Source organism: Paenibacillus sp. FSL R7-0297 (genome assembly GCF_038009025.1).
Classification (GTDB): Bacteria; Bacillota; Bacilli; order Paenibacillales; family Paenibacillaceae; genus Paenibacillus_AQ.
In genome coordinates this window covers 6,341,602-6,367,798 of record NZ_JBBPAQ010000001.1, presented here as the reverse complement: position 1 = coordinate 6,367,798, position 26,197 = coordinate 6,341,602, and the positions used below count along the sequence as shown (strand labels likewise).

Below are 26,197 nucleotides of genomic sequence, written 5' to 3'. Positions count from 1 at the left end.
GATGCAGAATGAAGGTTCTATTTATCGGAGGTACGGGACTCATCAGCCAGGCCGTATCCCGGCTGGCAGTGGAACGGGGAATAGAACTTTATCTGTTCAACCGTGGTGAGCGGAGCAGCTTGGTACCGCAAGGCGCGCAGGTGATTCAGGGGGATATCCGCGATAAGGAGAAGTCGGCCGAGGCGCTCAAGGATTACGAATTCGATGTGGTGGTGGACTGGATTGCCTTCACACCGGAGCATGTACAGACGGATATTGCCTTATTTACCGGGAAAACAAAGCAGTACATCTATATCAGCTCCGCTTCCGCTTATCAGAAGCCGCAGCGGAATTATCTCATTACTGAGGAAACGCCGCTGGTGAATCCGTACTGGCAGTACTCCAGGGACAAGATTGCCTCTGAACAGCTGCTGCTGGAGGCGTATCAGAACAGCGGCTTCCCGGTTACGATTGTCCGTCCATCCCATACCTATGGAGACACGGCCATTCCGGCGGCACTGACCAGTTGGAGTAATCCATGGTCGCTGGTGGAACGCATCCGCAAAGGCCAGCCACTCGTCATTCACGGTGACGGCACTTCCCTATGGACGCTGACGCATAATTCCGATTTTGCCAAAGGGTTCGTCGGGCTGCTGGGTCATCCGGAGGCGATCGGGGAAGCGATTCATATTACCTCTGACGAAGTGCTGAACTGGAATCAGATCTATGCTGCTATCGGCGAGGCCGCAGGCAGAGAACCGAAGGTTGTGCATATCTCAACCGACTTCATCGCCGCGAACACACCGCCGGGGACGGCGGACGGGCTGATTGGTGATCAGGCTGTGAGCAGTGTGTTCGACAACAGCAAGATTAAACGCTTTGTTCCTGATTACGAAGCTACCACTCCCTTCGCCGAAGGGGTGAAGCGCTCGGTCGCCTGGTTCGAAGCTCATCCTGAATTATGCACGGTGGATCAGGATTGGTCCAAGATGCTGGACGGGTTAATTGCCAAGCACGGGGTGGACCCGAAGTTGCTCACCTACTATGCTTAAAATATGAATGGCTTGCAGAGACAGGTGCCGCCTTAATGGGAGGGCGCCTGTTTGTGTTGCAATTGCGGGAGCAGCGGGAGAAAGGTCAACGAATAATTGATATCTCAATCCGTTAGGAATAATGCGGAAGGTAGAAAACTGTAAAAAAAGTTATGGTTCCAGTATAGTAGCCCATACTGTATTTCTGAAAATACATATTATGGGAGGGCGGAGGTGGAAACATTGAAGTCAAAAGGAGCTTGTAATGAGGGAAATGGAAATGAAAATAAACAGGCAATTCAAAAAAACGTAAAGTTCGGGTAAATGACCAGCAACAGGAACACTGCAAGAGAAGAGTAGTGGTGCGTAAAAAAATTGTAAAGCTGACTTGTCCCCAGCCGAAGATTATTGTGAACTCTCTGCTGGGACCGCCAGGCCAACCTGGTCCAGCGGGTATAACAGGAGCACCGGGAGCTGCCGGGAGAACAGGAGTAACGGGGGCTACCGGTCCAGCGGGTAGGGTTGGTGCAACAGGAGCTACCGGTCCCTCCGGTGGTGAACGCGGAGCAACGGGAGTAACGGGGCCAACCGGTCCGGCGGGAGCGGCCGGAGCAGCGGGAGCGACAGGGGCAACGGGAGTGACAGGCACGGCGGGAGCGGCCGGGGCAGCGGGAGCGACAGGGGCAACGGGAGCGACAGGCACGGCGGGAGCGGCCGGAGCAGCGGGAGCGACAGGGGCAACGGGAGCGACAGGCACGGCGGGAGCGGCCGGAGCAGCGGGAGCGACAGGGGCAACGGGAGCGACAGGCACGGCGGGAGCGGCCGGAGCAGCAGGAGCGACAGGGGCAACGGGAGCGACAGGCACGGCGGGAGCGGCCGGAGCAGCAGGAGCGACAGGGGCAACGGGAGCGACAGGCACAGCAGGAGCGGCCGGGGCAGCGGGAGCAACAGGGGCAACGGGAGCGACAGGCACGGCGGGAGCGGCCGGAGCAGCAGGAGCGACAGGGGCAACGGGAGCGACAGGCACGGCGGGAGCGGCCGGAGCAGCGGGAGCGACAGGGGCAACGGGAGCGACAGGCACGGCGGGAGCGGCCGGAGCAGCGGGAGCGACAGGGGCAACGGGAGCGACAGGCACAGCAGGAGCGGCCGGAGCAGCGGGAGCGACAGGGGCAACGGGAGCGACAGGCCCTGTGTCAACGACATCAACAAAGTTGATTCTGTTTCAAGGGACAAATCCAGGGTTTCAATTATTTCTGGGATCGCCGGGGCCGGAATCTGAGACATTGCCATATGTTGTAACAGGTTCCACAGGCAATGTTGTGGCATTTGCATCAAGCATTGATGTAAACAACCTTCCAGCAGGAAATTATGTTTATCAAATAAGTAAAAATGTGATTAATACTGCTGTTGTACCGGCTCCAGGGGATGTATTGGCAACTATAACACTTACGCTAACCGCCACAATTACCGGAACTCTAATTTTTACAAGCCTCTCTTCAGACGTAGGATCACATCAGGTTTTTGTTTCAAATAATTCGGTGTACACACCAGCAGCTGCTACTGTTACTTGGGTCAGCAATATTCCTGGCAGTCCGGTGGTCAGAGATGATGCCATTTCTTTATTTTTAAATAGGAATGTAGCAAATAACGCTGCGTATCAGGTATATCTCTCCAGTGACATCTAGCTGATTTGAATACTAAAGGGAGAAGGAGGACTTAAGCAAGCATTGCAGGACTATCCATTACTGATGAAGCAGGTGCTGCCCGTATAAGGACAGCACCTGCTTTGTATGAAGAGATATCTACATCTGCTCCTTATCCCGTAGATTCAGAGTTCGATCCATGCCGGTGTCAGCTTATCATTCAGGTATAGCATGAAATACGGATTCGTGAATATACTCTCACTACCGAAATCCCCTCATAAAAGGAGTCCTGGTTATGCCGACACATCCATATGTCTCCCGTTTTTTTGTGAATACTGATGCCCGCCGTGAGAAGCTGATTTATGATTTGCCGGAATCCTGGTGGAGCCGTCCCTATGAATACGAATGGTGCACCAACTTTATTTCACCGCATGATGTGGTGCTGGATGCCGCCTGCGGAATATCCCACCCGCTTAAATTCTACCTTGCCGGCTATAGTGCAGAGGTCTTCGCCTGTGATATTGATGCCCGGATTCTGTCACGGGAAGCGATTATGCAGGATATTGCCGATGATATCGGAGAATTGGCAGCCCAGCAGGTGCAGGCCAGAAGAACAAACCGGCTGCATCTGACCCAGGCGGATCTTACCGCACTGCCGTATGAGGATGAGAGCTTTGATACGATTTTTTGCATCTCGGTACTGGAGCATCTGTCGGTGCAGGATTCGGTGCTTGCGGTGCGGGAATTTCACAGAACTCTTAATGGAGAAGGTCTGCTCGTGCTGACCTTTGATTATCCGACCGTGAACCTGCCGCGGATGAATGAGATTCTGCTCCAGGCCGGGTTTCAGTATTGGGGCGAGACAGATTTCAATCTTCCGGCAGATGCGGTGCATACCGATCAGTGGGGCGGCCTGAACTGTTTCCGGGCGGTGCTCAAGAAGGCGCAGGGTTAGTACTAGCATAGAACGGTAGAGGTATAATCCCCATCATTTGGTTGTTTCCTTCCGGTATAGTAGAATAGGCTCAAGACGGAAGAGAGAAGGAGACAACTTCATGGGGATGATTGGTAACTACATCACTGTAACTGCGGAACTGCTTCAGGCCATCCGGGATGAAGAGATCAGTCTGCACGGAATCGAACCGAAGCTGGATATCGATAAGGCCTGGCAGGCGCTGCATTATACACTAAGCGGCGGGGGCACGGAGGAAGGTTCAGCACTTGGGGCGGTTGTGCCAATGAATGGCCAATATTATGCCGGACACTATTCCGATGCCGAGGTATTTGTGCTGGAGCCGGAACAGGTGACAGAAACCGCTGCTGCCCTGGAGGGAATAGAAGAGGCGTTTATGCGGGAACAGTATCAATTCCGGCAGATGCTGGACGAAGGGGTATACCCGCTGGTGGATGATGATGAACCGGAAGAGTTTTTTGACTATATGTATACGTATTTCACGGCTATGAAAGAGTTCTACCGGACCGCAAGCGCTGATCAAGCGTATGTAGTATTTTATATCTCATAACCTCATTTGAATTTGTAGAAAAGGAGCCAGAGAACTTGCGCAGATATGCCATTATAATAATGATTCTGCTCCTATTAGTACCGGCTGCGGGTCTTAGTGCCAAAGGGGCTGCTCCGCAGGACAAGATTCAGCTTGCTTTTGCCGGAGACATTCTGCTGGACGGTTTTGTCGGCGAGCAGATTGCCAAATACGGGGTCAATTTCCCGTTCGTCAAAGTAGCGCCAGTGCTGCAGAAGGCCGATCTGGCTTTTGCCAATCTGGAGACACCGGTCTCCGTGCGGGGAGATGCCGCCGAGAAAATGTTCGCCTTCCGCTCTAAGCCGGCAGCATTGGCAGGACTGAGCTACGCAGGAATTGACGGAGTATCCCTGGCGAATAATCATATTCTGGATTATGGACAAACCGCCATGCTCGACACGCTGATTCATCTGGACAGAAATAAGATCGGACACACAGGGGCAGGCGCGAACATACAACAGGCTTTTAAACCTTACACCAAGACGGTCAAAGGCAAGCGGATCGCCATGCTGGGTGTAAGCCGGGTATTGTCTGATCCTTCCTGGTATGCAGGCAAGAACAGTCCGGGTGCGGCTTCCGCCTATACAGCGGAGCCTCTGCTGAGTGCGATTAAGCAATCAGCCAAGGACAACGATTATACCATTGTCTATATTCACTGGAATGAGGAGTTCAAGGACTACCCTGAACAGTACGCCCGGACTCTGGCGAAACAGATGATCGACAGCGGGGCCGATATTATCCTCGGGGCGCATAGCCATTGTCTGATGGGGATCGAATATTACAAGCATAAGCCGATCTACTATTCGCTGGGCAATTTTGTGTTCAACCGCTCTACACGGGGCGGGGACAAGACGCTGCATTCGATGCTGGTCAACTTCACGATCAGCAATTCCGGGGTGACGAGCAGTATTACTCCAGTCAAAATCATTGGCGGGCAGCCCAATTTCATGGGTGAAGCCTATAACAAAGAGACCTACAAGCTGCTGAATGAGCTCTCCTTCAATGCGAAGATCACAGCGGGCGGAGCGGTCAGCGAGAAGCTCTGAAGCAACAGGGAGTGCTGAGGATATACTGAATAGCCCGGAGAAGCAGACTTTTCTTCTCCGGGCTATTTGCATTGGAGCCAGGTCATATTCATTTTGTGCTATTCATTATTAGCATTGTACTAACGGCGTAAAGCTAATCTACTCTACAATATGAATATTAGTTCATCAAGGAGGTTTTTGCAGAAGTGAGTATGGGAACCGTAAGAACCAAAGTCAAGTTTGATGAGAACTGGGGCTTTTATAAAGGGGAGCTCCAGATTCCTTATGCAGTCAAGGGTGGAATGACAGGCGGTATTACAGATACGGGTGCTCTCCGGGAGGGGGAGTGGCTGGATATTGCTTTTAATGATAAAGGAATGGGTGAGCAGCAGCTGGAATGGACCGCACTCAGCCTGCCGCATGACTGGTGTGTGGAGCAGCAGTATGTTCCGGATGAAATGCTTGGCGCAAGGGACGGCAGCCATGGTTATCTTCCGGGCGGTACAGGCTTCTACCGCAAAACCTTCGAGCTTCCTGCAGACGCTGCAGGCAGTAAATGGACGGTACGCTTTGACGGAGTATCGGGCACCAGCACGGTATGGGTTAACGGGCATCTGATCGGCTCGCATCACGGAGGATATATAGGGTTCAGTTACGATCTGTCGGATGTTCTCCGCTATGGCGGGGAGGGCAGTAATGTCATTCTGGTCAAAGTAGATGCTAGCGAATGTGAAGGCTGGTGGTATGAGGGCTGCGGCATTTACCGTCATGTCTGGCTGGAGAATACGGACCGCCTGCATGTAGCTGAGTATGGAACCTATATAACGACACCGGAAGTGGCCAAAGAGCAGGCCGTAGTCAACATCCGCACACGTCTCCGCAATGATTATCCTGAGGGCCTGCCGGTATCGCTGCGCACGGTGATTTATGATGCGGATGGAATACAGATCTGTGCGGATTCAGCGGATGCTTATGCGGACTGGCATGCTGAGACGGAGATTGAGCAGAGCTTTGAGGTGAATCAGCCTATGCTCTGGGGTACGGAATCGCCGTATTTATATAAGGCGGAATCGGCTGTTATATATGAAGGGAAAGAGATTGACCGGTATGAGACGCTGTTCGGCATCCGCAGCATACGCTTCGATGCGGAGGAAGGCTTCTTCCTGAACGGAGAACCGCTGCTCATCAAAGGGACATGCAACCATCAGGACTTCGCCGGGGTCGGCGTAGCGCTGCCGGACAGCCTGATCGAATACAAGCTTAGACTGCTGCAGGAGATGGGCTCCAACGCCTACCGCAGTGCCCACCATCCTCCAGCCCCCGAGCTGCTGGATATCTGTGACCGGATCGGCATGCTGGTAATGGATGAGAACCGCAAGCTCGACAGCAGCCCGAATGGACTGAGCCAGTTGGAGCGGATGCTCCTCAGGGACCGGAATCATCCCTCAGTAATCATCTGGAACCTGGAGAATGAGGAGGTTCTTGAAGGTACCGTGACAGGTGCGCGGATACTGAAGACACTCGCGGACCGGACCCGCCGGATCGATCCGACCCGCCCGACCTCTGCGGCGATGAACCATGGCTGGAACGAGAATGGCTATAACGATGTGGTAGAGATTACTGGCTATAATTATGGACACCGGGAGACCCATAATATCGACATCCGTGACCACGGGTTATATCCTGAGCGGCTGATGATCGGCAGTGAATGTGCCAGTTATACGGCAACCCGGGGAATCTACGAAGATGATCCGGTCAAGGGCTACTGTTCCGAATACGGCACGAACATTCCTTCCTGGGGCTGCACTCCGCAGCAGGCGTGGAGTGATCTGGTGAATTACCGTTTTCTGACCGGCGTCTTCATGTGGACCGGATTCGATTACCGGGGGGAGCCGACCCCTTATCTGTGGCCGTGCATTAACTCGCATTTCGGGCTGATGGACACCTGCGGGTTCCCCAAAGACAGCTATTACTATATGCAGGCGGTGTGGAAGGACGAGCCGATGGTTCATGTGCTGCCGCACTGGAATTGGCCGGGCTCGGAGGGGAAGCCGGTTGAAGTGCGCGTATTCTCCAACACCGAGACGGTGGAGCTGAGTCTGAACGGCAGAAGTCTGGGCGAACAGCAGGCAGATAGAACCGGGTATTTATTGTGGGAGGTCATCTATGAGCCGGGTGAGTTAAAAGCTATCGGCAAACGCGGCGGCCTGGCCATTGCCGAGAAGGCTGTAGTCACAGCAGGCCAGCCGTACCAGATCGCGTTGTTCCCTGACCGGCTGGAGGGCCGGGCGGATGGCTGTGATACGATCCCGGTCCGCGTGGCTATTCTGGACAAGCAGGGTTATGTCGTTCCTGCGGCCGACAACGAGATCCGGTTTGAAGTGTCGGGAGCGGGAGGTCTGCTCGGCGTCGGCAACGGCAATCCAAGCAGCCATGAGCCGGACAAGTCTCCGCTGCGGCGTGCTTTTAACGGCTGGTGCCTGGCCTTGATTCAGGCGTCACCGGAAGCGGGCTCCATCCAGGTTCGGGCGGTGTCCACGGGACTAGCCTCTGCGGAAGTGGTGCTGCAGGTGACTGCGGAATAATCATAAGGCGAGAAGTGAACTTGTGGAGCGGCTATTTATTTCCGGCGGGTGGAACGATAATATATAAGATGAACCAATGAAGATAACAAAGCGAGAAGGAACGAAGGGGGATTCTGGAACTGTAGGAGCGGTAGCGACCGCCTTTGTCACCGGATTTCCACCGCGAACAGCGGTATAATTTGAGGAATCTGGAGACAACAGCGGCCGGAAGTCCAAATATTCACCGCAGTGACGGCTGAGCCTTACGTAATTTCTTAGGTGCATTTTATATATAAATAACGAATTCCATGCAGAGGATGTCCCGCGAATGATGCCTAAACTGAAGAAATACATGCCCTTCACTTATAAAATGATGATTCCCTACCTGCTGCTGGTCCTGCTGACCGATGTGTTCATCGGCTACATTTCGTATTCCATGCTGACTGATTCCAGAACAGAAATGGCCGAGTCCAACATCAAGACGGGAATGGAGCAGGCAAGGAACAACATCCGCTATCAGATGGATGAAATTCAGCGGATGTCGGACAACCTGTTCGGCAGCCAGCCGTTTCAGCGGGCGCTTGAGCAGAAAGGGACACCGTTTGAGATCTATCTGACTATGATCGATGAGATTGTTCCCCAGATCACCGCACCGCTGCAGCTGTTCGGGAACAAGATCCGCTTCATGCTCTATACCCCGAACAGTGATCTTAATATTGTATCGGGCGATAATCTGGGTGAGCCGATCTATGACAGCGATTATTATATTCTGCCCTTTGAGGACATCACGGGCAGTGAATGGTACCTGTCGCTTAAGGATTCGAAGCGCGATAATTTGTGGCTGCAGATTGATACCGACCAGAAGCTGGGTAATCTCTCCCATGTCCGCAGGCTGGTCAACTTCAGTGATTACAAAACGGTGATCGGCTATATACGCATTACGGTCTCCCTGGAGGATCTGTTCGGCGGCTTCGATACCTTCCCTGTGGAAGAAGGGATTACCCTGCGGCTGGTTGAAGAGACTACGAATTCGATTCTGTTCCAGCGCGGAACCGCCAATTATGACGATGGCCGGCAGAACTTCCTCAGTCTGCATGAGCAGATCCCGGGCAGTAATTTCGTTATTGAGGCGCTCGTCCCGCAAAAGTATCTGACCCAGGATGCCGGCCGTCTGCGCAAAGTCATTATTGCAGTCTGCTCGCTCAGCTTCCTGGTTATGACCCTGATTGGGTACGTGGTGGCGCGTATTTCCGGGCGTAAGATGAGCCGGATTGTAGGCTTGGTCCGTTCCTTCCAGGAGGGGAACTTCCAGAAGCGGATCCGCTTCTCCGGCAATGATGAGTTTGTGCAGATCGCGGACTCCTTCAATGATATGGCCACCAATATTCAGGGGCTGATCAACAGCGTATATGTGCAGGGGATTCAGAAGAAGCAGGCGGAGCTGGAGGCGTTGCAGGCGCAGATTAATCCGCATTTTCTCTACAATACACTCTCGACGATAAGCAGCCTGGCCAATCTGGGCGAAATCGGCAAGGTCACGGAGATGGTCCAGGGCCTGTCGCGTTTCTACCGGCTGACGCTGAACCAGGGCAATGTGTACATTGCCCTGGAGAAGGAGCTGGAACAGGTGGCGACTTATCTGGAAATCCAGCGGGTCAAATATGCGGATACCTTCACTCTGTATGTTGATGTGGACGAGGAGATTATGCAGATGCAGGTCATTAAGCTGCTGCTGCAGCCTTTTGTGGAGAATATATTCAAGCATGCCTGGTTTGGCGAGTCCATTGCCATCCGTCTGACAGGCCGGAGGGTCGGCAGCAGTATTGAGCTGAAGATTATCGACAATGGAATCGGCATGCGTCCGGATGTCGTTAAGAAAATGATGCAGGGCAAGGGACAGTCCGGCGGTTACGGGGTGAAGAACGTCAATGAGCGGATCAAGCTCAGATACGGTGACGCATACGGTGTGACGATTGCCAGCTTCTACGGAGGAGGGACAACCGTCCAGCTGCTTCTACCTGCCGGGGTTCAGGATCATGAGGACCTGTGAGGAATTTCGCTGACTGGTTAAGGGCAGAGCATCTTGTATAAACACAGGAGGAAATGATTGCGATGAGTATCAATGTATTGCTGGTTGACGATGAAGCTATCGATCTGGAGTGGCTGCGGCGAAGGGTGCTGGCAAGCCCGCTCGATATTGCAGTAATAGGAACGGCGAACAGCGGCTTTAACGCACTTAAGATCATGGAGCAGGAACGGGTCGATATTATCCTGTCAGACATACGGATGCCCATTATGACCGGAACGGAGTTTGCGCGCAGGGCTAAGGTCATCCATCCCAAGGTCAAAATCGTCTTCATCAGCGGCCATGAGGATTTCAGCTATGCGAAGGAAGCTATTGAGATCAATGCTTCCGGCTACTTGCTGAAGCCTGTTGAAGATAAGGATTTGTACGACATGCTGGACGCATTGTGCGGAGCTATGGAGAAGGAAAGGGAGCAGAACCGTTCCTTCAGCGAAGCGTTGTCCCTTGTGAACAAAGAGCTCATCCTGCGCTGGTTCGAAGAACCCTCGCCTGAACCCGCTGAGCCGCATCTGCGCAGTGCCCTTACCCCGCTTCTGGTGAAAGGGGCGGCGGCTGCACTTGTCGAGATCGATGATCTGGAATGGAAAATGCGTGATCTGTCCGAGGAGGATGCGCGCGTGAAGACGCGGCAAATGGCCGGGGTGATCAAATCCTTTGTGGAGGACGGGAAGCTTGGTACGCTGATTCCGGTTCATCATCACCGGTTTGTCATTCTTTGCAGCCTTCCGCAGGACAGCTTCATGAACATGCTGGACGAACTAATCCGCAAGATGGCAGAGTCCTCACCCTGTACGTTAACCGTTGGTGTCGGACGTTATGCCCAAGACGAAGCGGGACTCCACGAATCCTACCAGCAGGCACAAGCCGCGCTCAGCGCGAAGTGGCTGCTCGGGAAGAACCGGCTGATCCGGGATAATATGGAGTCTTCGCCGCGCGGGACACCGGGGGCCCGGATGGAACAGACTGTGGTGAAGCTGCTGGAGGCAATCATTCAATATGATCTGGTGGCCATCGACGACCAGCTGCTGGAGCTGTTCACGAGTGCAAGCAAGAAGGATGTCTATGAGCTGATTATCCGCATCACCTCCAAGCTGCATGCGGATCTGCAGCAGCAGAATGAGAATCTGTATGAGCTGCTGCAGTGGGAGTCGCATCAGCCGGATATTCTCTTCCAGTTCGAGACGATTCACGATATCCTGTCCTGGATGCGGCGCAGATTCTTCGAGCTGTCGGAGCTGCTGTATGTGAAGCGGCAGCGGCAGAAGCGTAAGCTGATCGATGATATTATGAATTATGTGGAGGAGAATCTGGAGAAGAAGATTACCCTGAAGGAGGTAGCCGCCCATTTTGACTTCACACCGAACTATTTAGGTTATCTGTTCAAGGAAGAGTACGGGCTTCCTTTCAGTGAATTCGTGAATGAGCGTAAGACGGGCCGGGTCTTCGAGCTGCTGGGCGATCCCACACTCAAAATCTATGAGATTGCCGAGCGCATGGGCTATAAGAACATTATCTATTTCAATCGGCAGTTTAAGCAGATCACAGGCATGACGCCGGGAGAGTACCGCAAGAAACAGAAAATATAGCCTGCCAAACGTTTCCAGTCCGGTTTTTATAACCGGGGGGAACGTTTTTTTGTTTTTGGGGAATGGTATATATTAACCGATCGTTGAAAAAGTATTACTTTTAGTTGCTGGGCTTAATCCACACGGGGAAAGCGCTTCTTTATAATAAAGCTATAGAGAAAAGGGATTGTTGGAAAGGGGATTCAAGATGAAACAGAAACAACATGGATTCTGGGATGATGTGAAGAAGTACAGATCCTTGCTCCTCATGCTTGTACCGGCGGTATTGTTCTTCCTGCTTTTTGCTTATATACCCATGTCAGGCATTATACTGGCCTTTAAGCAATACGACTACACGGGCGGGGTCTTCGGCAGCCCATGGAACGGATGGGACAACTTTAAATTCTTCTTCAATTCTGGTGACGCCTGGCGCGTAACACGAAACACGGCGCTGTACAATATTGCTTTTATCGTTGTGAATAATGTGGTTCAGATCTTTGCGGCGATCCTGCTGTTCGAGGTTGCCGGCAAATGGTTCCGGAAAATTACCCAAACGGTATTGTTCCTGCCTTACTTCATTTCCTGGGTTGTGGTTGGTGCCATTGCCTACAACCTGTTCAACTTCGACGTTGGTACCATCAACGTATTGCTTAAGGGACTCGGCATGCAGCCGGTGGACATCTATAATACCGCTGCCTACTGGCCGGTAATCCTGGTGGTCGTATCCGCGTGGAAGACGCTGGGCTATGGTACAATCATGTATCTGGCCGCGATCACCAGCATTGATACTGAGATGTACGAAGCGGCTGAGATTGACGGGGCGAATATTTTCCAGCGGATTATGAAGATTACGGTTCCGAACCTGATGCCTACTGTCATCATTCTGGTGCTGCTGGCTATCGGTAACGTCTTCCGCGGGGATTTCGGGATGTTCTACAATATGGTCGGCAACAACGGCCTGCTGTTCTCATCAACCGACGTCATCGACACCTTCGTGTTCCGCTCACTGACTACTTCCAATGAGATCGGAATGTCTGCTGCGGCCGGCTTCTATCAGTCCCTGCTTGGTTTCGTAACCATCATGCTGGCTAACTATGCCGTTCGTAAATACGATAAGGATCGTGCTCTATTCTAGGAAAAGGAGGTCAACTGAAATGAGTTCAACTACTGCAAACATGAAAACTCCGGAGGTTATCCGGAAGCGCGGCAATAAAGACAAGATGATACTGTCCATTATCGGCTACGTGACGCTTACTGTGCTCGCTATATTCTGTATCTTCCCTTTCATTCTGGTCGTGTCCTCCTCTTTGAGTGAGGAGAGCACGATTATCGAAAAAGGGTTCCAGATCTTCCCGTCCTCGTTCTCGACAGAGGCCTACAGCCTGCTGTTCAAGTATCCGGAGGAAATGCTTAGAGCTTACGGCATAACCATATCTGTAACCGCCATAGGTACATTATTCGGATTGTTCCTGACTTCGATGACGGCCTACGTGCTGTCCCGGAGAGATTTCAAATGGCGCGGCCGTTTCTCCTTCTTCTTCTTCTTCACGACACTGTTCAGCGGCGGTCTGGTCCCCTGGTACCTGATGATTGTCAACTATCTGCATCTTAAAGATACATTGCTGGTGCTGATCCTGCCTTTGCTGATGAACGTGTTCTATATTATCGTCATGAAATCGTTCATGAGCAGCATCCCGGATGCCATTACAGAATCCGCCAAGATTGACGGCGCAGGAGATTTCCGGATTTTCATGCAGCTGATTGTGCCTTTGTCCAAGCCTGCCCTGGCTACCATTGGCCTGTTCATTGCTCTGGCCTACTGGAATGACTGGTACAACGCACTCTTGTTCATCTCCAAATCAGAGCTGATGCCGCTGCAGTATTATCTCTACAAAATGCTCGGAAATATGGATGGCATGCGCAAGGCGATGATGGCCTCCGGCGCAGTTGTGAATACGGATCTGCCTACGGAGAGTCTGAAGATGGCCATGACCATTGTGGCGACAGGACCGATCCTGCTTGCTTATCCGTTCATCCAGAAATATTTTGTAACCGGACTTACAATTGGAGCAGTCAAAGGATGAACACAGGGCAACCTGGTTATCAATATAAACCCAATACTATTTTGATTTAGGGGGAACATCGGTCATGATGAAAAATAAGACAAAAAAGCTTACAGTTACGCTGGCAACAATGATGGCGCTGGGTACCATTCTCAGTGCATGCGGCGGCAATAACAACGCCAATACAGGTGCAGAGGCTACGAAAGCTCCGGCAACGGCTACAGAAGGGGCAGCTACGAATACCGGCGCTCCGGACACATCCAAAGAAGTGAAGCTGAAGATGCTGCTGATCGGCGGCCAGCCGGGGGACTACGACAAGGTGTTCGGAGAGCTGAACACGAAATTGAAAGAAAAAATCAATGCTACCGTGGAGACTGAATTCCTCGACTGGTCGGATTGGACACAGAAGTACCCGCTGAAATTTGCGGCTAATGAAGATTTTGACCTTGTGTATACTGCCAACTGGGCACTCTATAACGATCAGGCGCTCAAAGGCGGTTTCCTGGAGCTGACGGATGATCTGCTGTCGACTTACATGCCGCAGACTTGGGAAGCGATGCCTAAAGTCAACTGGGAGCAAGCCAAAGTGGACGGCAAGCTCTACATGGTTCCTAACAACAACGTTGAGGTTACCGACAAAGTAGTTCTGTACCGTGAGGATCTGCGCAAGAAATACAATCTTCCTGAAATCAACAGCCTTGAATCCTATGCCAATTACCTGAAAACAGTTGCAAAAGAAGAAACTGGAATTGCCGCATACGGTGCCAAACCTGCCGACGGCTGGAAATGGCATGAGCTTGACCAGGCTACGCTGGAGCAGAACAATGACTGGAACCTGGTAGACGCTAACCTGCTGCCGCTGGCTTATAAGCTGGATGATGCAACCGGCAAAGTTTTCAACATCTACGACACACCTGAATTCAGAGAACTGCTTACCTACTACAAGGATCTTGCAGACAATGGCGTATGGTCCAAAAACGTAGTCAGCAACAAAAATGACGTATGGCAGGATATCAAAGCTGAAAAAGTTTCCTCCTACGCTCAGAACCTGGGTACTGTAGCAGCGAATGTATCTGAAATGCGCCGTGACAAACCGGATGTGGAGCTGGCGATTGCTGACCTTACTCCTGGCAAGAAGAAAATTGCAGCCATTTCGACCCAGAATGGGATGGCGATCCATGCTACTTCCAAGAACGTAGAACGCTCTCTGATGCTGATCGATCTTCTGCAGAATGACAAGGAAATTCATGATTTGACGATGTACGGTATTGCCGGAACTAACTATATTCCTGATGGCGACAAGAAATACACTGCAGGACCAGCAGCTGCCAACTACACGGGCTTCTCGAACTGGGGCTGGAACTCCCCGCTGAACCGTCAAGATTCGGCGTATCCGGTAGAAGCGGACAACATGTTCAACAGCTGGCAGTCCAGCATCTATCACTTCCCGCTTGAAACCTTTGTCTTCGACTCCACACCAGTGAAGAACGAAGTAGCCAACATCGGCAACGTGATGCTGCGTTATGCCATTCCGCTGGAATATGGCTTGATTGATGATCTGGATAAAGGTCAGGCAGATCTGATCAAACAGCTGAAATCTGCTGGTATTGACAAGGTGCAGACAGAGCTGCAGAGCCAGATTGACGCTTTCCTGGCAGCACAGAAATAATAACAAAATAAAGGTGAAGCTAATGTAACGGCTTCCGGGCCACTCCAGAGCATAGCTTTGGGGTGGTTTTTTTTATAGACATTAACGAAGAAAACAAGCAAATTGCAGAGGAGCCGATCACATGAAGCATACGATACAAGCCCATATTGCCCCGAAGGAAATCTATCCGTCGACCCTGCGACTCGGGGGAAGCAACCCGGAGGGTGACCAGATCAGCTTCACCAATTACTACATGGAGCTGAACGGCAAGCCTTATTTCGCTATCTGTGGCGAGTTCCACTATTCGCGGTATCCGGAAGCGGACTGGGAGACAGAACTCCGGCAGATGAAGATGTCAGGAATCAATGTGATCGCCACCTATATCTTCTGGAATCATCATGAAGAAATAGAAGGGGAATTCGATTGGAGCGGCAACCGCAATCTCCGGAAGTTTGTGGAGCTGTGCCGCGATAACGGGCTCTATGTTATCCTGCGTGTCGGTCCGTTCTGTCATGGCGAGGTCCGTAACGGGGGACTCCCGGACTGGCTGTTCGGGCGGGAATTCGATGTCCGCTCCAATGATGAAGGGTACCTGAGTTATGTAAGACGATTGTTTGCAGAGATTGGCCGGGAGGCTGATGCGCTGATGTACAAGGATGGCGGGCCGGTGATCGGGATTCAGCTGGAGAATGAATTCAATGCTGCCGCTGCGCTCTGGGAACAGACGGCGAAGCAGGGGGACGAATATCTTAGCGGCGGAATAGGCGGCGAGGAAGGTGCAGCACATATGCGCCTGCTCAAGGAGTATGCGGTGGATTCCGGCCTGATTGCCCCGATTTATACCAGCACCGGCTGGGGCGAGGCGCCGTTCCTGGAAGATGAAGTCCTGCCGCTGTATGGCGGATATGCCTATACCCCGTGGAGCATCAGTGACCCGGGTCAAACCCAGACACCGACACCTGAATATGTATTCGTGAATTTCCATGATGATCAGGCCCAGGGAGGAGAGTTCAATCCGCCGTATCCCCGGACGAAGTATCCGTTTGCCTGCTGTGAGATGGGCGGCGGCATGCAGACCTGGTATCTGTCCCGGTTCCAGGTAGAACCGGAAAGTGTACTGGCCATGACCCTGATGAAGCTTGCCGGCGGCTGCAACTTTATCGGTTATTATATGTTCCATGGCGGCACGAATCCGGTGGGCAGAACAGGTTACCTGAACGAGAGCACAACGCCTAAGCTGACGTACGATTTTCAGGCACCGATTGGCGAGTTCGGACAGATCCGTGAGTCTAACGGCTTGCTGCGCCCGCTGCATTATTTCCTCCGCCAATTCGCAGACCGGCTTGCCCCTATGGCAACCGTGCTTCCGGAAGGTGCAGAGGCGGTTACTCCTGATGATGCGCATACGCTTCGTTATGCCGTCCGCACGGATGGCAGTTCCGGGTTCTTATTCGTAAATAATTATCAGGATCATGTAGAGATGGATGAGCATAAGGGTGTTGTATTTGAAGTTAAGCTTGGGGAGGAGGTCCTCTGCTTCCCGCAGCGGAGTTCGCTGACCGTCAAGCCCAAGGCTTCATTCCTGCTGCCGTTTAACTTTGCACTGGACGGACTGAACCTGAAATATGCAACGGCCCAGCCGGTCACCGCTGTGGAATCTGCTGAAGCCATCACCTATTTCTTCGCGATGCCGGAGGGTATGGATGGTGAGTTCCTGCTGGATGCGCAGGACGGTATTCTCAGTGTATCAACCGATGCCGGAACGATTGAGGGGAACGGCAGCAGCTACAACGTGCTCATTCCCCATCAAGTGTCCTCAATGATCGTAATTAAACGCGACGGAGCCCGGGAAGTCCGGATTTACGCGATGAGTGCCAAGGATGCTGCAAAGCTGTGGGAGCTGGAGGACGGCGGTCAGAGCCGGATTGTGTTCTCGGAGGTTCCGCTTGTTCAGACCCGGGAGGGTATTGAATTCCTTAGTAGCGGGCAGAATGCCTTCAAGTTCCGTGAATATGCCGGTGGAGCAGTGGCACCAGCCACGCAGTGGAGTACGGTGCAGGCTGAAGCAGCTGTCAGCAGACGGACGGAAGGCTGGTTCCAGATCTGTGATGTAGAGGTTCCGCAGAAAGAGATCGCACTCACCACGCGGCGTCTTCACGACCATAAGCTCGCGCTTCAGCTGCCTGAGGATGTTCTTCAAGGAGCTGAAGAAGTGCTGCTGAGCATTGATTACACAGGCAATGTGGGCTATGCCTTCGCCGGCGGGCAGCTATTCCATGATCATTTCTATAATGGCCTTCCCTGGGAGATCGGCCTGTCACGTTTCCGCGATGTCCTTCGCAGAGGTGAGATCATCCTCGAAACTACGCCGCTCCGCACGGGTGCTGTAACTGTGGCCGCCGATGCAGCCATGGCGGTGGAAAAGATATTCGAGGGTGAAGCGACCGCTATGTTCCACAGCGTAACGGCTACGCCGGTGTACCGGGTTGCGCTTAAGCTGCAGGAGTTGGCGGATGGGGAGAACTAAGGGGTAAGGCCAAGATTGATATACGATATAGAGAAAATGTGGATAAGAGCAGGACAGAGAAGTGAACGGTGAAGTATTGTGCAACAGAGAGTAATGCTGGACGGAGTAAGGAAGGTTGAGGAGCAGAAAGAGCGGTTGGTTGTAGACTGTATATGAGGTGGATTAGCAAAGGCATGTAAAGTAGCAGGAATATCCGGCTGATTGTCTGGAGTGGACGAAGCATGTGGACGGCGGTAAAAGATTTATGAGTAACTTACGAACTATGGCTTCTATTGGGAAGCAACGATAGGCCTCACCATTCTTTTATATGTCCTTACTTGGAAGGCAAACGATGGGAGTTGTTGAAAGGGGAGGGAGTGGCGGAGGTCATGCGGACTGTAGGGACGTTATTATACTCAAAAAGCTGCATTCTCCGTCCATGCGGACAGAGAAGCCGATAAGCTCCTGATTTCCCGCCGTTTCGGAGCCGAAACAGCAGGATAAGTGCATCTGAGCCACAACAAAAAAAGAGGCCATTATTGGCGAAATAAAGTAAAGTAATCTGAGAGACTATAATAAAGTCCGCTACGCCTTGCTGGCGGGCGGGCTTTTATTCTGTATAGGGAATTATGATAATCGTCTGTTGTGGATAAGATTCTCTGGAATTTGGAGCAGCACCGTTTGAAGGACGAGTGTGTGCCTGATCAGGCACACAAGTTGGCAGCATGGGCAAATCAAAGGGATAAATCCCTCTGATTTCTTTGAGTGCGGGCCAAAGGAGCAAATGAGGGGCACTAGTGCCCTTGAATTCCCAGAATGAGAGCCAAAGGAGCAAATGAGGGGCACTAGTGCCCTTGAATTCCCAGAATGAGAGCCAAAGGAGCAAATGAGGGGCATTAGTGCCCTTGAATTCCCAGAATGAGAGCCAAAGGAGCAAATGAGGGGCATTAGTGCCCTTGAATTCCCAGAATGAGAGCCAAAGGAGCAAATGAGGGGCATTAGTGCCCTTGAATTCCCCGGATGCGATCTAAAGGAGGAAATGAGGGGCATTAGTGCCCTTAAATTTACATAAGCTGCACAGGCCACATAAGCCGCATAAGCTCAGCTCGATTCACCCATTAGAGTGACTTTTGTGTTTGAGATTTGCAGAACCTTTTCCAGCTTAACCAGCGGAGAGGACGGAACGATTGTGTACAAGCGGGAGCGGCCGCCTGAAAGCTTTCCGCAGGAAAGCCCACTTCGGAAGCAGTAGCGGTCTCCGGATTTTCACCACTAAGAAGAATAAATAAAATTTGGACACAAGAGCAATGGGAACAACGGACCGTTCACGCAGCGTCCTCATAAAACGCATATGTAGATCCTGCACAACACCAAAAGGCACGGCCCAAGCGATAGTCCGCTTAGCCGTGCCTTATTTGTCTCCGGCGAGGGGGAGGAGCATGACTAGAGATCAGCCCTTAACAGCCCCGGCAACTACACCCTTAACGATGTACTTTTGCAGGAAGATGAAGACAACGATGGAAGGCAATACGGCCATTACCATGGCGGTCATGGCATACTGCCAGTCCGAGGTATATTGACCGACGAAGGTGTAAGCGGCCAGCGTCAATGTCTTCGTATCCGGCGAGCCGTTAACCATCAGCAGCGGGAGCAGGAAGTCATTCCAGATCCACATGACGTCGATGATGACGATGGTGGTGGTTACCGATTTCAGCAGCGGGAAGATCACACTGAAGAACAGGCGGAAGCCGGATGCGCCGTCGATGGTCGCACTCTCATCGATCTCAGTCGGGATTCCCTTCACGAAGCCGTGGTAGATGAATACCGCCAGCGGTGCGCCGAAGCCCCAGTACAGCAGGCCTAATCCCCAGGTACTCTCTGACAAGTTCAGGTTCTTGGCGGTCTGCAGTACAGTCAGCATGATCGACTGGAACGGGATCAGCATCGGCATAATGCATAGGAAGTACAGGACGCCGCTCCATCTGGACTTGGTCCGTGCCAGCTTATAGGCGGCGATGGAGGAGATGAACACGATGCCGAGCAGGCCGACGCCGGTAATCACGAAGTTGTTCAGGAACAGCCGCGGATAGTTGATGAATTTCCAGACATAAGAGTAGTTGCTGAAGGTCAGATGCTTCGGCAGCGCGATAACGTCGGTCATGACCTCGCTGAAGCTTTTTAACGAGTTAATAATCGTCAGGAACAGCGGATACAGGAACAGCAGAGACAATATGACCAAAACAACTTCCAGTATGATCTTGCCTGCCTTGTTGTTGTTTGTTTTCATTATGCCTCAACCTCTCTCCGTTTGAAGACTGTCAGCTGGATGATCGTCACGACAAGTACTGCCAGGAACAGGATAAGCGCTTTGGCCGTACCGTAGCCGTACAGGTTGTTCTGGAACGTATCCCGGTAAATATCATAAGCGATACTGTAGGTAGTTCCGCCAGGGCCGCCGCCGGTCAGCGACAGAATGACGTCGAATACCTTGATCGAGTTGGTCAGCGCCATGAAGACGGATATCGTAATCGATGGGGCAAGCAGCGGCAGCGTAATGCTAAAGAATCTTCTCATCGGACCTGCGCCGTCTACAGTAGCAGCCTCCTTAAGATCTTCCGGCACAGACTGCAGTCCGGCAATGTAGATGACGAGATAGAACCCGATCGACTGCCAGATGGATACGCCTAAGATAGAGATGAACGCCAGTCCCGGTGTCCCGAGCCAGCTTAAGTCGAAGATGGCCCAGCCGGTGCTCTCACCCAGTGAGTTGAAGCCCTGCATGAAGATGAATTTCCAGATGAAGCCGACAATCACAAGACTGAGGATATAAGGGATAAAGAATGCCGCTCTCAGCCAGGAGGTGCTCTTCAGCTTCATGTCCAGCAGCACGGCCAGCAGAATTGCCAGCACGTTGACGATCACAATGTAAAGGATTGCATATTTAATCGTGAACCAGGCCGCGTCGGAAAAGTTGGTATCGCCCGAGAAGATCTGTTTGAAGTTGTCCAGACCGACGAATTTGGGATGCTTGGAAATCCCGTTCCACTTGGTCATCGAATAGCGGATGGTCATGGCAAAGGGAATGTAGAATGCGACAGCGATACAGATCAGAACCGGGAGCGTAAAGATTCCGAATTCGAATTTCTCGCGCCATCTTCTGCCGAGTGTTTTTAACATGGATGCACCTCTTCTTGAGTTATAGGGTGGGAGTATTGTGCCTGGCTTGCCACACATAACCATTCCGGTTAGTCTATATTGTGTATTATAGATCAGACCCCTATACTCAAAAATGGATTTAAGAGTACAGTTAGGGGTAAAAAGGTGAACTGAGTCCGGATGACAAAAAGAGTCTGAGACCGGGCCCTGATACTGGCAGCGGGGAGACGGAGAACATGATTAGAAGAGCGCTGTACAAGCTGCTCGAGCCTTTGCTGGAGCGCATTTCCCGCAGGCTGGCCAACAAGCTGATTCTATTGTTCACTATAATCATCATTCTGGTGGTAAGCTCATTGACGTACATTTCCTATGGAATGCTGCGCAAGGAATCGGTCAACAACAGCATTGCGAGCACCAGCAACAATCTGCTGCTGGTCGGACGTAATCTGGAGAGTTACTTAAGCGGAATTGAACAATTGTCTCTGCCGCAGATCTCATATGATGAGTTCGCTTATGCCATCGTGCATGAATCAGAGGACTATGGCTCCAAGATGTATGTGGAGGATTATCTGAAGAATCTGTATTTCTCCCGCAATGATCTGGAGGCGGTGTACCTGTACGTGATCAAGGAGCACAAGTATTATTATGTCACCAAGGAGAACTATAATATTACCGTCCGGGTGACGGAACATCCGCCGATTGAGAATCTGTCCTGGTATAAGCGGGCACTGGCGAGTCCGTTCAACCGCTCCTACCAGTCTTTTGTGGAAGGAGCCCCGGCTGCGGAGAGCAGTGTGGATTATCCTGTTAGCAAGGACAAGGTCTTCATGGGCTATCATCGGCTGCTGCGTTCCATAGTATCTAGGGAGCCGCAGGCCGTACTGTCCCTGTATCTTAACTCGTCGGTGACCGATGAGATTATGAAGGATATTCCGTTCAGCACCGGAGAGCATCTAATGTATATCAGCCCGGATAATGAACCTTTTATGGTGGACGATAAGGAATTCTATCAGGGGAGCAGGAAGGCGGGGCTGCTGGACCAATTGACACCGGAGAAGAACGGGCGTGTGACGTGGTCGGATGAAGAACAGAAGTACCTCGTGATCTACGACATCAGTCAAAAAGAAGGCTGGAAGCTCGTTAAGCCGATTCCGTATACAGAAATCTATGCCGCTGCGACAACGACCCGCAAGCTGAGTGTATTCATCGGCCTGCTGTTCCTGGTATTGTCCGTGGTGCTGGTCAGCGTCACTTCGAACAGAATTACGCACCCGCTGAAGAATCTGTCGCTGCAGATGAAGCGGTTCAGTACGGGGAGCTTCGATGCTGAGGCAACGGTGGAGGGTAAGGATGAGATCGCCTATCTGTCACGCCATTTCAATAAGATGGTCGAGAAGACCAATGAACTGATTAATGAACGCTATAAAATGAAAATCGTTGAAAAAAACGCCGTCCTCAAAGCCCTGGAGGCCGAGATTAATCCGCATTTTCTGTACAATGCGCTGCAGGCCATCTCCACCAAGGCGCTGAAGAACAACAATGATGATATCGTCGAGATGGTCGACAATCTGGCCATGACGCTGAGATACTGCATCAGCGGACGGGATGTTGTGCAGGCCCGGGAAGAGCTGCGGCATATTGAGCGTTATCTGGCCCTGCAGAAAGCGCGGTTCGGCAGCCGGATGCAGGTCGTGTACGACTGGGATGAAAGCCTGATGGAGCTGAGGATTCCCAAGCTGTCGATTCAGACGCTGGTAGAGAACTGCATCAAGCATGCGCTGGAAAAGGTATCCACTACGGTTACCATCCGAATCGAGGCGCATGTTACCGCTGAGCGCAGTATCATTTCCGTGCTGGATGACGGGCCGGGCATTCGTGAGGAGCGGCTGGAGCAGGTGATGAGCTCTCTGCAGATCCAGTGGGAGGACCGCGATTCGGATGCGGAGGAAGAGGAAGGCAATGAGAGCATTGGCCTGAAGAACCTTAATACCCGGCTGAAGCTTCTATATGGAGAAGAGGCGGGACTAGTGATTCTAAGTAATGATCAGGGAACTCAAATGGATATGCGGCTGCCGCGGGGAGGAGTAGGACAACATGTATAAAGTGCTGATTATAGACGATGAGGAGCCTTTGCGCGAAGCGATCAATATTCTGGGAGACTGGAAGGGACTGGGTGTCGGACAGGTTCTGGAGGCGACAAATGGCCAGGCGGGGCTTGCGATGCTGCGCCGGGAGAAATTCGATCTGGTGCTGGTGGATATGAAAATGCCGGAGCTGAGCGGCTCCCAGCTGCTGCAGATCGCCGAGGAGGAGTTCCCGGACCTGCTGCTGATTGTGATCAGCGGCTACAATGATTTCGAATATACGCGCCAGGCGATCCGCTCCAAGGTGGTGGATTATCTCCTTAAGCCGGTTAACCGGATTGATCTTAACCATGCGCTGCGCAAGGCGGTGGACATACTCGAAGCGAAGCGGAAGCGGGAGAGTGAGTTCATCAACCGCAATATTACATTGAATATGTCTTTGCCGAAGCTGAAGGAGAAGATGTATTTGTCCATTATAGACCGCAGCTTCAAAACGCAGTCCAATGAAGCCTTCCTGCCGCTGATCGGTGCGGACGGGGCGGCCAGCCATTTCGCTGTAGGTATCCTGAGGATGCTTAATCTGGAGCAGGTGCGCAAAGAAAGATTCCATGAGGACCGGGATTTGCTGCATTTTGCCGTAACTAATGTAATGAATGAGAACAGTGACGGACAGTTTGAGTCGTTCAGCTTTGCCAGCCCCAAGGGGGAGCGGGAGTTTATCGCTATCTTTACGATGAAGGGCGGATACGGGGCGGACGCCGCCTTTCTGTCTCTGCATCATATGAAGAAGGCCGCAGCTACGCTGAAGGAGCTGTTCGGCATCGTCTGTGCCGGCGGAACGGGTGATCCCTACAGCGATCTCCTGAGTATTGCCGGTTCTTATGAGCAGGCCAAAGAGGCACTCGACCGGATTGACCTGCTGGGCATGAAAGGCAGCATGATCCTGCAGAGCGGCGGCAGCAGGATGGAGAAGCCGGCGTCCAGGGACAATCCTTCACTGACCGGACGGATGCCGCAGATCCGCAGCAGCCTGGAGAGCGGGAACGTGAACCATGCGCGTAATATTTTTAGCGAATTCGTCTCCAAATGGAAGGATGCGGAGCATTTCACACTCGGTGAAGCGGACAGAACCCTGCAGGAATTCATTATTCTGCTTAATGAGATTGCTGCACAGCTGGATGCAGTGCCGCCGCAAATCCGCAGCAGCAAGGATAAGGGGCTGCACGCTCTGGGCATCCGCAGCGATTTTGCCTCCTTTGAACAATTTGAAGGTGTGCTGAACCGGATATTCGAGATGTATGCCGGGGAGATCAGCCGGACGTTATCCGGAGACCGCAGCAGCGTGCTGGAAAATATTAAAGCATACATTGATAACCATTATTTTGAGGATATTAAGATATCGATGTTCACGGATAAATATTTCCTGAGCAGAGAATACTTGATGAAGCTGTTCAAGGGGCAGTACGGATACGGCATTCATGAGTATGTGCAAAAGGTAAGAATGGACAAAGCCAAAGCACTGCTGTCTGATCCCGGCCTCAAAATTCAGGATATTTCCGAAATGCTGGGGTACAAGGATAAGAACTATTTCAGCAAGGCGTTCCGCAATTACTATGATTGTTCACCTTCTGAATTCCGGCTGCAGCTGCTGGGGTAGAAAAGTGAAACGGTTACATGAACACACTTTTTTACCCTCATAAGTTCACTTATGTACATTCTTATCCTTTTTCTTTTTATTTAGAATGATGAGCAAGACCACAAGATGCATAAGGAAAAGGGGGCAACATCATGTTAAAAAGATTTATGGCACTATCTGCGAGTCTGCTGCTCGTCGGCGGACTGCTGGCCGGTTGCGGCGGGAACAACAATAATAATGCCGCTAACAACACGGGTGGAACAAATGGAGCAGAGAATACAGCTACAGATTCTTCCAAGCCCGTCACGATTAATATGTTTACCGCATCTCCCGAGTACACAGACGCTTTCAACGCCTACATCGCTGAATACAAGAAGGTTAAGCCAAATGTAACAATCAATCTGGAAATTATGCAGGCTGACTACAATACGGTGTTGAAATCCAAAATTGCCGCAGGCAGCACGCCTGACGTGTTCCAGACTACCGCTGGCGGCGATATCGATACTTTCGCTGAATACAGTGCTGACCTGACCAATGAACCGCTGGCAGCAGCGATGACAGATGCTGTCCGCTCCAACATGAGCTCCACGGACGGTAAAGTACTGGGACTTCCGGTCAAAGGCAACCTGTTCGTCCTGATGTACAACAAGAAGCTGCTGGCAGATGCAGGCATCACTGAAGTTCCTAAGACTACCGCTGAAATGGATGACGCAATCACTAAGCTCGAAGCGAAAGGCATCACGCCATTCGCCAACGCCTACAAAGAGTGGTGGGTATGGAAGCATATCTTCCAACACTTCGTTGACGCTGCAGCAACTGATGCAGGTACTGACGCTAAAACACTCGTAGCTGATTTCATCGCCGGCAAAACGACCTTCGCGGATCATCCGGTGCTGAAGGATAACTTCTTCACCTTCATTGATACTACGGTAAAACACGGAACGGACAAGCCGCTGGAACGCGACAGCAATGCTGAAGTCAGTGACTTTGCCCTTGGCAAAACAGCATTCATGACCGGTAAAGGCGCATGGGATGAAGAAGCGATCAAGAAAATCACCCCTGACTTTGATCTGGGCATCGCCGGCTACCCTGTCAGCGACAAAGCTGAGCAGTCCCAGATCATCACCGGTGCCGACCAGGCGCTGCGCATCAACAAGGATTCTGCTGTAGCTGCTGAAACGATTGAATTCTTCAACTGGCTGTACACTTCCGAATACGGTAAGAGCTGGTTCTCCACAGTAGCTAAGGTTATTCCTCCAATCAAGGATGCACCGATGCCTGACCTGCAAATGCCTAAGGAAATGGAAGAGATCCTCAAAACCGAGAAATCCGGCGACCTGTCGGTGAACTATTCGCTGGATACGTTCCATCAGAAATTCGGTGAATTAATGCAGGCTTATATCGGTGGCAGCAAGACTAAGGATCAAGCGATTGACGAAATTCAAAAGGCCTGGATTCAATTCGGGTCCGCTCAATAAAAGCTTTAGTACCGGGAGGGCCTCCGAAGTAGATTTATTACTGAGGGGGCCTTCTTTCTATGTAACACGGATTTGTGGCGGTGGCGGGCAGAAGTGGCTATATGTAACTGCGGGATGTTTGGATTTCCGGCCGCTGTTAGGTTTGGATTTCCCGATTTAAACTGCTGGCCGCAGTAGAAATCCAAACAGCGT

General features: G+C 51.8%; 17 protein-coding genes. 15 read left to right on the top strand and 2 right to left on the bottom strand.

Going from position 1 to position 26,197, the window contains the following annotated elements; all coding sequences use genetic code 11:
- The first annotated feature begins 8 nt into the window (after positions 1–8).
- From MKZ24_RS27805 to MKZ24_RS27750, 12 genes are all read left to right on the top strand, one after another.
- Entirely contained in the window at positions 9–1,031 is a 1,023-nt protein-coding gene (locus MKZ24_RS27805; protein WP_042234503.1) for an SDR family oxidoreductase, read from the top strand.
- A 341-nt stretch (positions 1,032–1,372) separates the two neighbouring features.
- The gene (locus MKZ24_RS27800; protein ID WP_340788807.1) at positions 1,373–2,695 is read left to right on the top strand and encodes a collagen-like protein; all 1,323 of its coding nucleotides are present in this window, start codon (positions 1,373–1,375) and stop codon (positions 2,693–2,695) included.
- 253 nt (positions 2,696–2,948) lie between these two features.
- Positions 2,949–3,608, top strand: coding sequence for a class I SAM-dependent methyltransferase (locus tag MKZ24_RS27795; protein WP_039307858.1), 660 nt, complete (start codon positions 2,949–2,951; stop codon positions 3,606–3,608).
- A 100-nt stretch (positions 3,609–3,708) separates the two neighbouring features.
- Entirely contained in the window at positions 3,709–4,176 is a 468-nt protein-coding gene (locus MKZ24_RS27790) for a YfbM family protein (protein WP_042234509.1), read from the top strand.
- Positions 4,177–4,235: 59 nt separating this feature from the next.
- Complete coding sequence (locus MKZ24_RS27785) at positions 4,236–5,240, top strand: CapA family protein (protein ID WP_445324202.1); 1,005 nt, start codon at positions 4,236–4,238, stop codon at positions 5,238–5,240.
- 191 nt (positions 5,241–5,431) lie between these two features.
- On the top strand, positions 5,432–7,804 hold the full coding sequence (gene galA, locus MKZ24_RS27780; protein ID WP_340790226.1) for a beta-galactosidase GalA: 2,373 nt from the start codon (positions 5,432–5,434) through the stop codon (positions 7,802–7,804).
- A 307-nt stretch (positions 7,805–8,111) separates the two neighbouring features.
- Complete coding sequence (locus MKZ24_RS27775; RefSeq protein WP_340788799.1) at positions 8,112–9,833, top strand: sensor histidine kinase; 1,722 nt, start codon at positions 8,112–8,114, stop codon at positions 9,831–9,833.
- A gap of 62 nt (positions 9,834–9,895) precedes the next feature.
- A complete protein-coding gene (locus tag MKZ24_RS27770; RefSeq protein WP_042234519.1) occupies positions 9,896–11,455 on the top strand; it encodes a response regulator in 1,560 nt (519 codons plus the stop codon).
- A gap of 187 nt (positions 11,456–11,642) precedes the next feature.
- Positions 11,643–12,569, top strand: coding sequence for an ABC transporter permease (locus tag MKZ24_RS27765; protein ID WP_042135342.1), 927 nt, complete (start codon positions 11,643–11,645; stop codon positions 12,567–12,569).
- Between the two features lie 85 nt (positions 12,570–12,654).
- Positions 12,655–13,518 (top strand): carbohydrate ABC transporter permease, encoded by an 864-nt coding sequence (locus MKZ24_RS27760; RefSeq protein WP_442950514.1) that lies wholly within the window; start codon positions 12,655–12,657, stop codon positions 13,516–13,518.
- Positions 13,519–13,585: 67 nt separating this feature from the next.
- Positions 13,586–15,166 carry an ABC transporter substrate-binding protein gene (locus MKZ24_RS27755; RefSeq protein WP_042242044.1) on the top strand — a complete coding sequence of 527 codons (1,581 nt, stop codon included), beginning with the start codon at positions 13,586–13,588 and terminating at the stop codon, positions 15,164–15,166.
- Positions 15,167–15,287: 121 nt separating this feature from the next.
- Entirely contained in the window at positions 15,288–17,672 is a 2,385-nt protein-coding gene (locus tag MKZ24_RS27750; RefSeq protein ID WP_042234521.1) for a beta-galactosidase, read from the top strand.
- A gap of 1,429 nt (positions 17,673–19,101) precedes the next feature.
- On the opposite strand, the gene MKZ24_RS27745 is transcribed toward MKZ24_RS27750, so the two are convergent.
- Complete coding sequence (locus MKZ24_RS27745; protein ID WP_042234524.1) at positions 19,102–19,938, bottom strand: carbohydrate ABC transporter permease; 837 nt, start codon at positions 19,936–19,938, stop codon at positions 19,102–19,104.
- The gene (locus MKZ24_RS27740) at positions 19,938–20,828 is read right to left on the bottom strand and encodes a carbohydrate ABC transporter permease (RefSeq protein ID WP_042234526.1); all 891 of its coding nucleotides are present in this window, start codon (positions 20,826–20,828) and stop codon (positions 19,938–19,940) included. Before MKZ24_RS27740 ends, MKZ24_RS27745 begins: the two co-directional genes overlap by 1 nt.
- A 215-nt stretch (positions 20,829–21,043) precedes the next feature.
- Between MKZ24_RS27740 and MKZ24_RS27735 the strand changes: the two genes are divergently transcribed.
- The 3 genes from MKZ24_RS27735 to MKZ24_RS27725 all read left to right on the top strand — a co-directional run bounded on the left by MKZ24_RS27735 (position 21,044) and on the right by MKZ24_RS27725 (position 26,005).
- Positions 21,044–22,909, top strand: a complete 1,866-nt coding sequence (locus MKZ24_RS27735; RefSeq protein ID WP_340788790.1) for a sensor histidine kinase — start codon at positions 21,044–21,046, stop codon at positions 22,907–22,909.
- The gene (locus tag MKZ24_RS27730; protein ID WP_340788787.1) at positions 22,902–24,548 is read left to right on the top strand and encodes a response regulator transcription factor; all 1,647 of its coding nucleotides are present in this window, start codon (positions 22,902–22,904) and stop codon (positions 24,546–24,548) included. Before MKZ24_RS27735 ends, MKZ24_RS27730 begins: the two co-directional genes overlap by 8 nt.
- 131 nt (positions 24,549–24,679) lie before the next feature.
- On the top strand, positions 24,680–26,005 hold the full coding sequence (locus MKZ24_RS27725; RefSeq protein ID WP_042234536.1) for an ABC transporter substrate-binding protein: 1,326 nt from the start codon (positions 24,680–24,682) through the stop codon (positions 26,003–26,005).
- Positions 26,006–26,197 lie beyond the last annotated feature (192 nt).

Excerpts from the sequence above, each read along its gene's own strand:
- MKZ24_RS27770 (WP_042234519.1), top strand. The coding sequence starts at position 9,896 with ATGAGTATCAATGTATTGCTGGTTGACGATGAAGCTATCGATCTGGAG.
- MKZ24_RS27725 (WP_042234536.1), top strand. The coding sequence starts at position 24,680 with ATGTTAAAAAGATTTATGGCACTATCTGCGAGTCTGCTGCTCGTCGGC.
- MKZ24_RS27765 (WP_042135342.1), top strand. The coding sequence starts at position 11,643 with ATGAAACAGAAACAACATGGATTCTGGGATGATGTGAAGAAGTACAGA.
- MKZ24_RS27805 (WP_042234503.1), top strand. The coding sequence starts at position 9 with ATGAAGGTTCTATTTATCGGAGGTACGGGACTCATCAGCCAGGCCGTA.
- MKZ24_RS27750 (WP_042234521.1), top strand. The coding sequence starts at position 15,288 with ATGAAGCATACGATACAAGCCCATATTGCCCCGAAGGAAATCTATCCG.
- MKZ24_RS27735 (WP_340788790.1), top strand. The coding sequence starts at position 21,044 with ATGATTAGAAGAGCGCTGTACAAGCTGCTCGAGCCTTTGCTGGAGCGC.
- MKZ24_RS27755 (WP_042242044.1), top strand. The coding sequence starts at position 13,586 with ATGAAAAATAAGACAAAAAAGCTTACAGTTACGCTGGCAACAATGATG.
- galA (WP_340790226.1), top strand. The coding sequence starts at position 5,432 with ATGGGAACCGTAAGAACCAAAGTCAAGTTTGATGAGAACTGGGGCTTT.
- MKZ24_RS27785 (WP_445324202.1), top strand. The coding sequence starts at position 4,236 with ATGATTCTGCTCCTATTAGTACCGGCTGCGGGTCTTAGTGCCAAAGGG.
- MKZ24_RS27790 (WP_042234509.1), top strand. The coding sequence starts at position 3,709 with ATGGGGATGATTGGTAACTACATCACTGTAACTGCGGAACTGCTTCAG.
- MKZ24_RS27775 (WP_340788799.1), top strand. The coding sequence starts at position 8,112 with ATGATGCCTAAACTGAAGAAATACATGCCCTTCACTTATAAAATGATG.
- MKZ24_RS27730 (WP_340788787.1), top strand. The coding sequence starts at position 22,902 with ATGTATAAAGTGCTGATTATAGACGATGAGGAGCCTTTGCGCGAAGCG.
- MKZ24_RS27795 (WP_039307858.1), top strand. The coding sequence starts at position 2,949 with ATGCCGACACATCCATATGTCTCCCGTTTTTTTGTGAATACTGATGCC.
- MKZ24_RS27760 (WP_442950514.1), top strand. The coding sequence starts at position 12,655 with ATGATACTGTCCATTATCGGCTACGTGACGCTTACTGTGCTCGCTATA.
- MKZ24_RS27745 (WP_042234524.1), bottom strand. The coding sequence starts at position 19,938 with ATGAAAACAAACAACAACAAGGCAGGCAAGATCATACTGGAAGTTGTT.
- MKZ24_RS27740 (WP_042234526.1), bottom strand. The coding sequence starts at position 20,828 with ATGTTAAAAACACTCGGCAGAAGATGGCGCGAGAAATTCGAATTCGGA.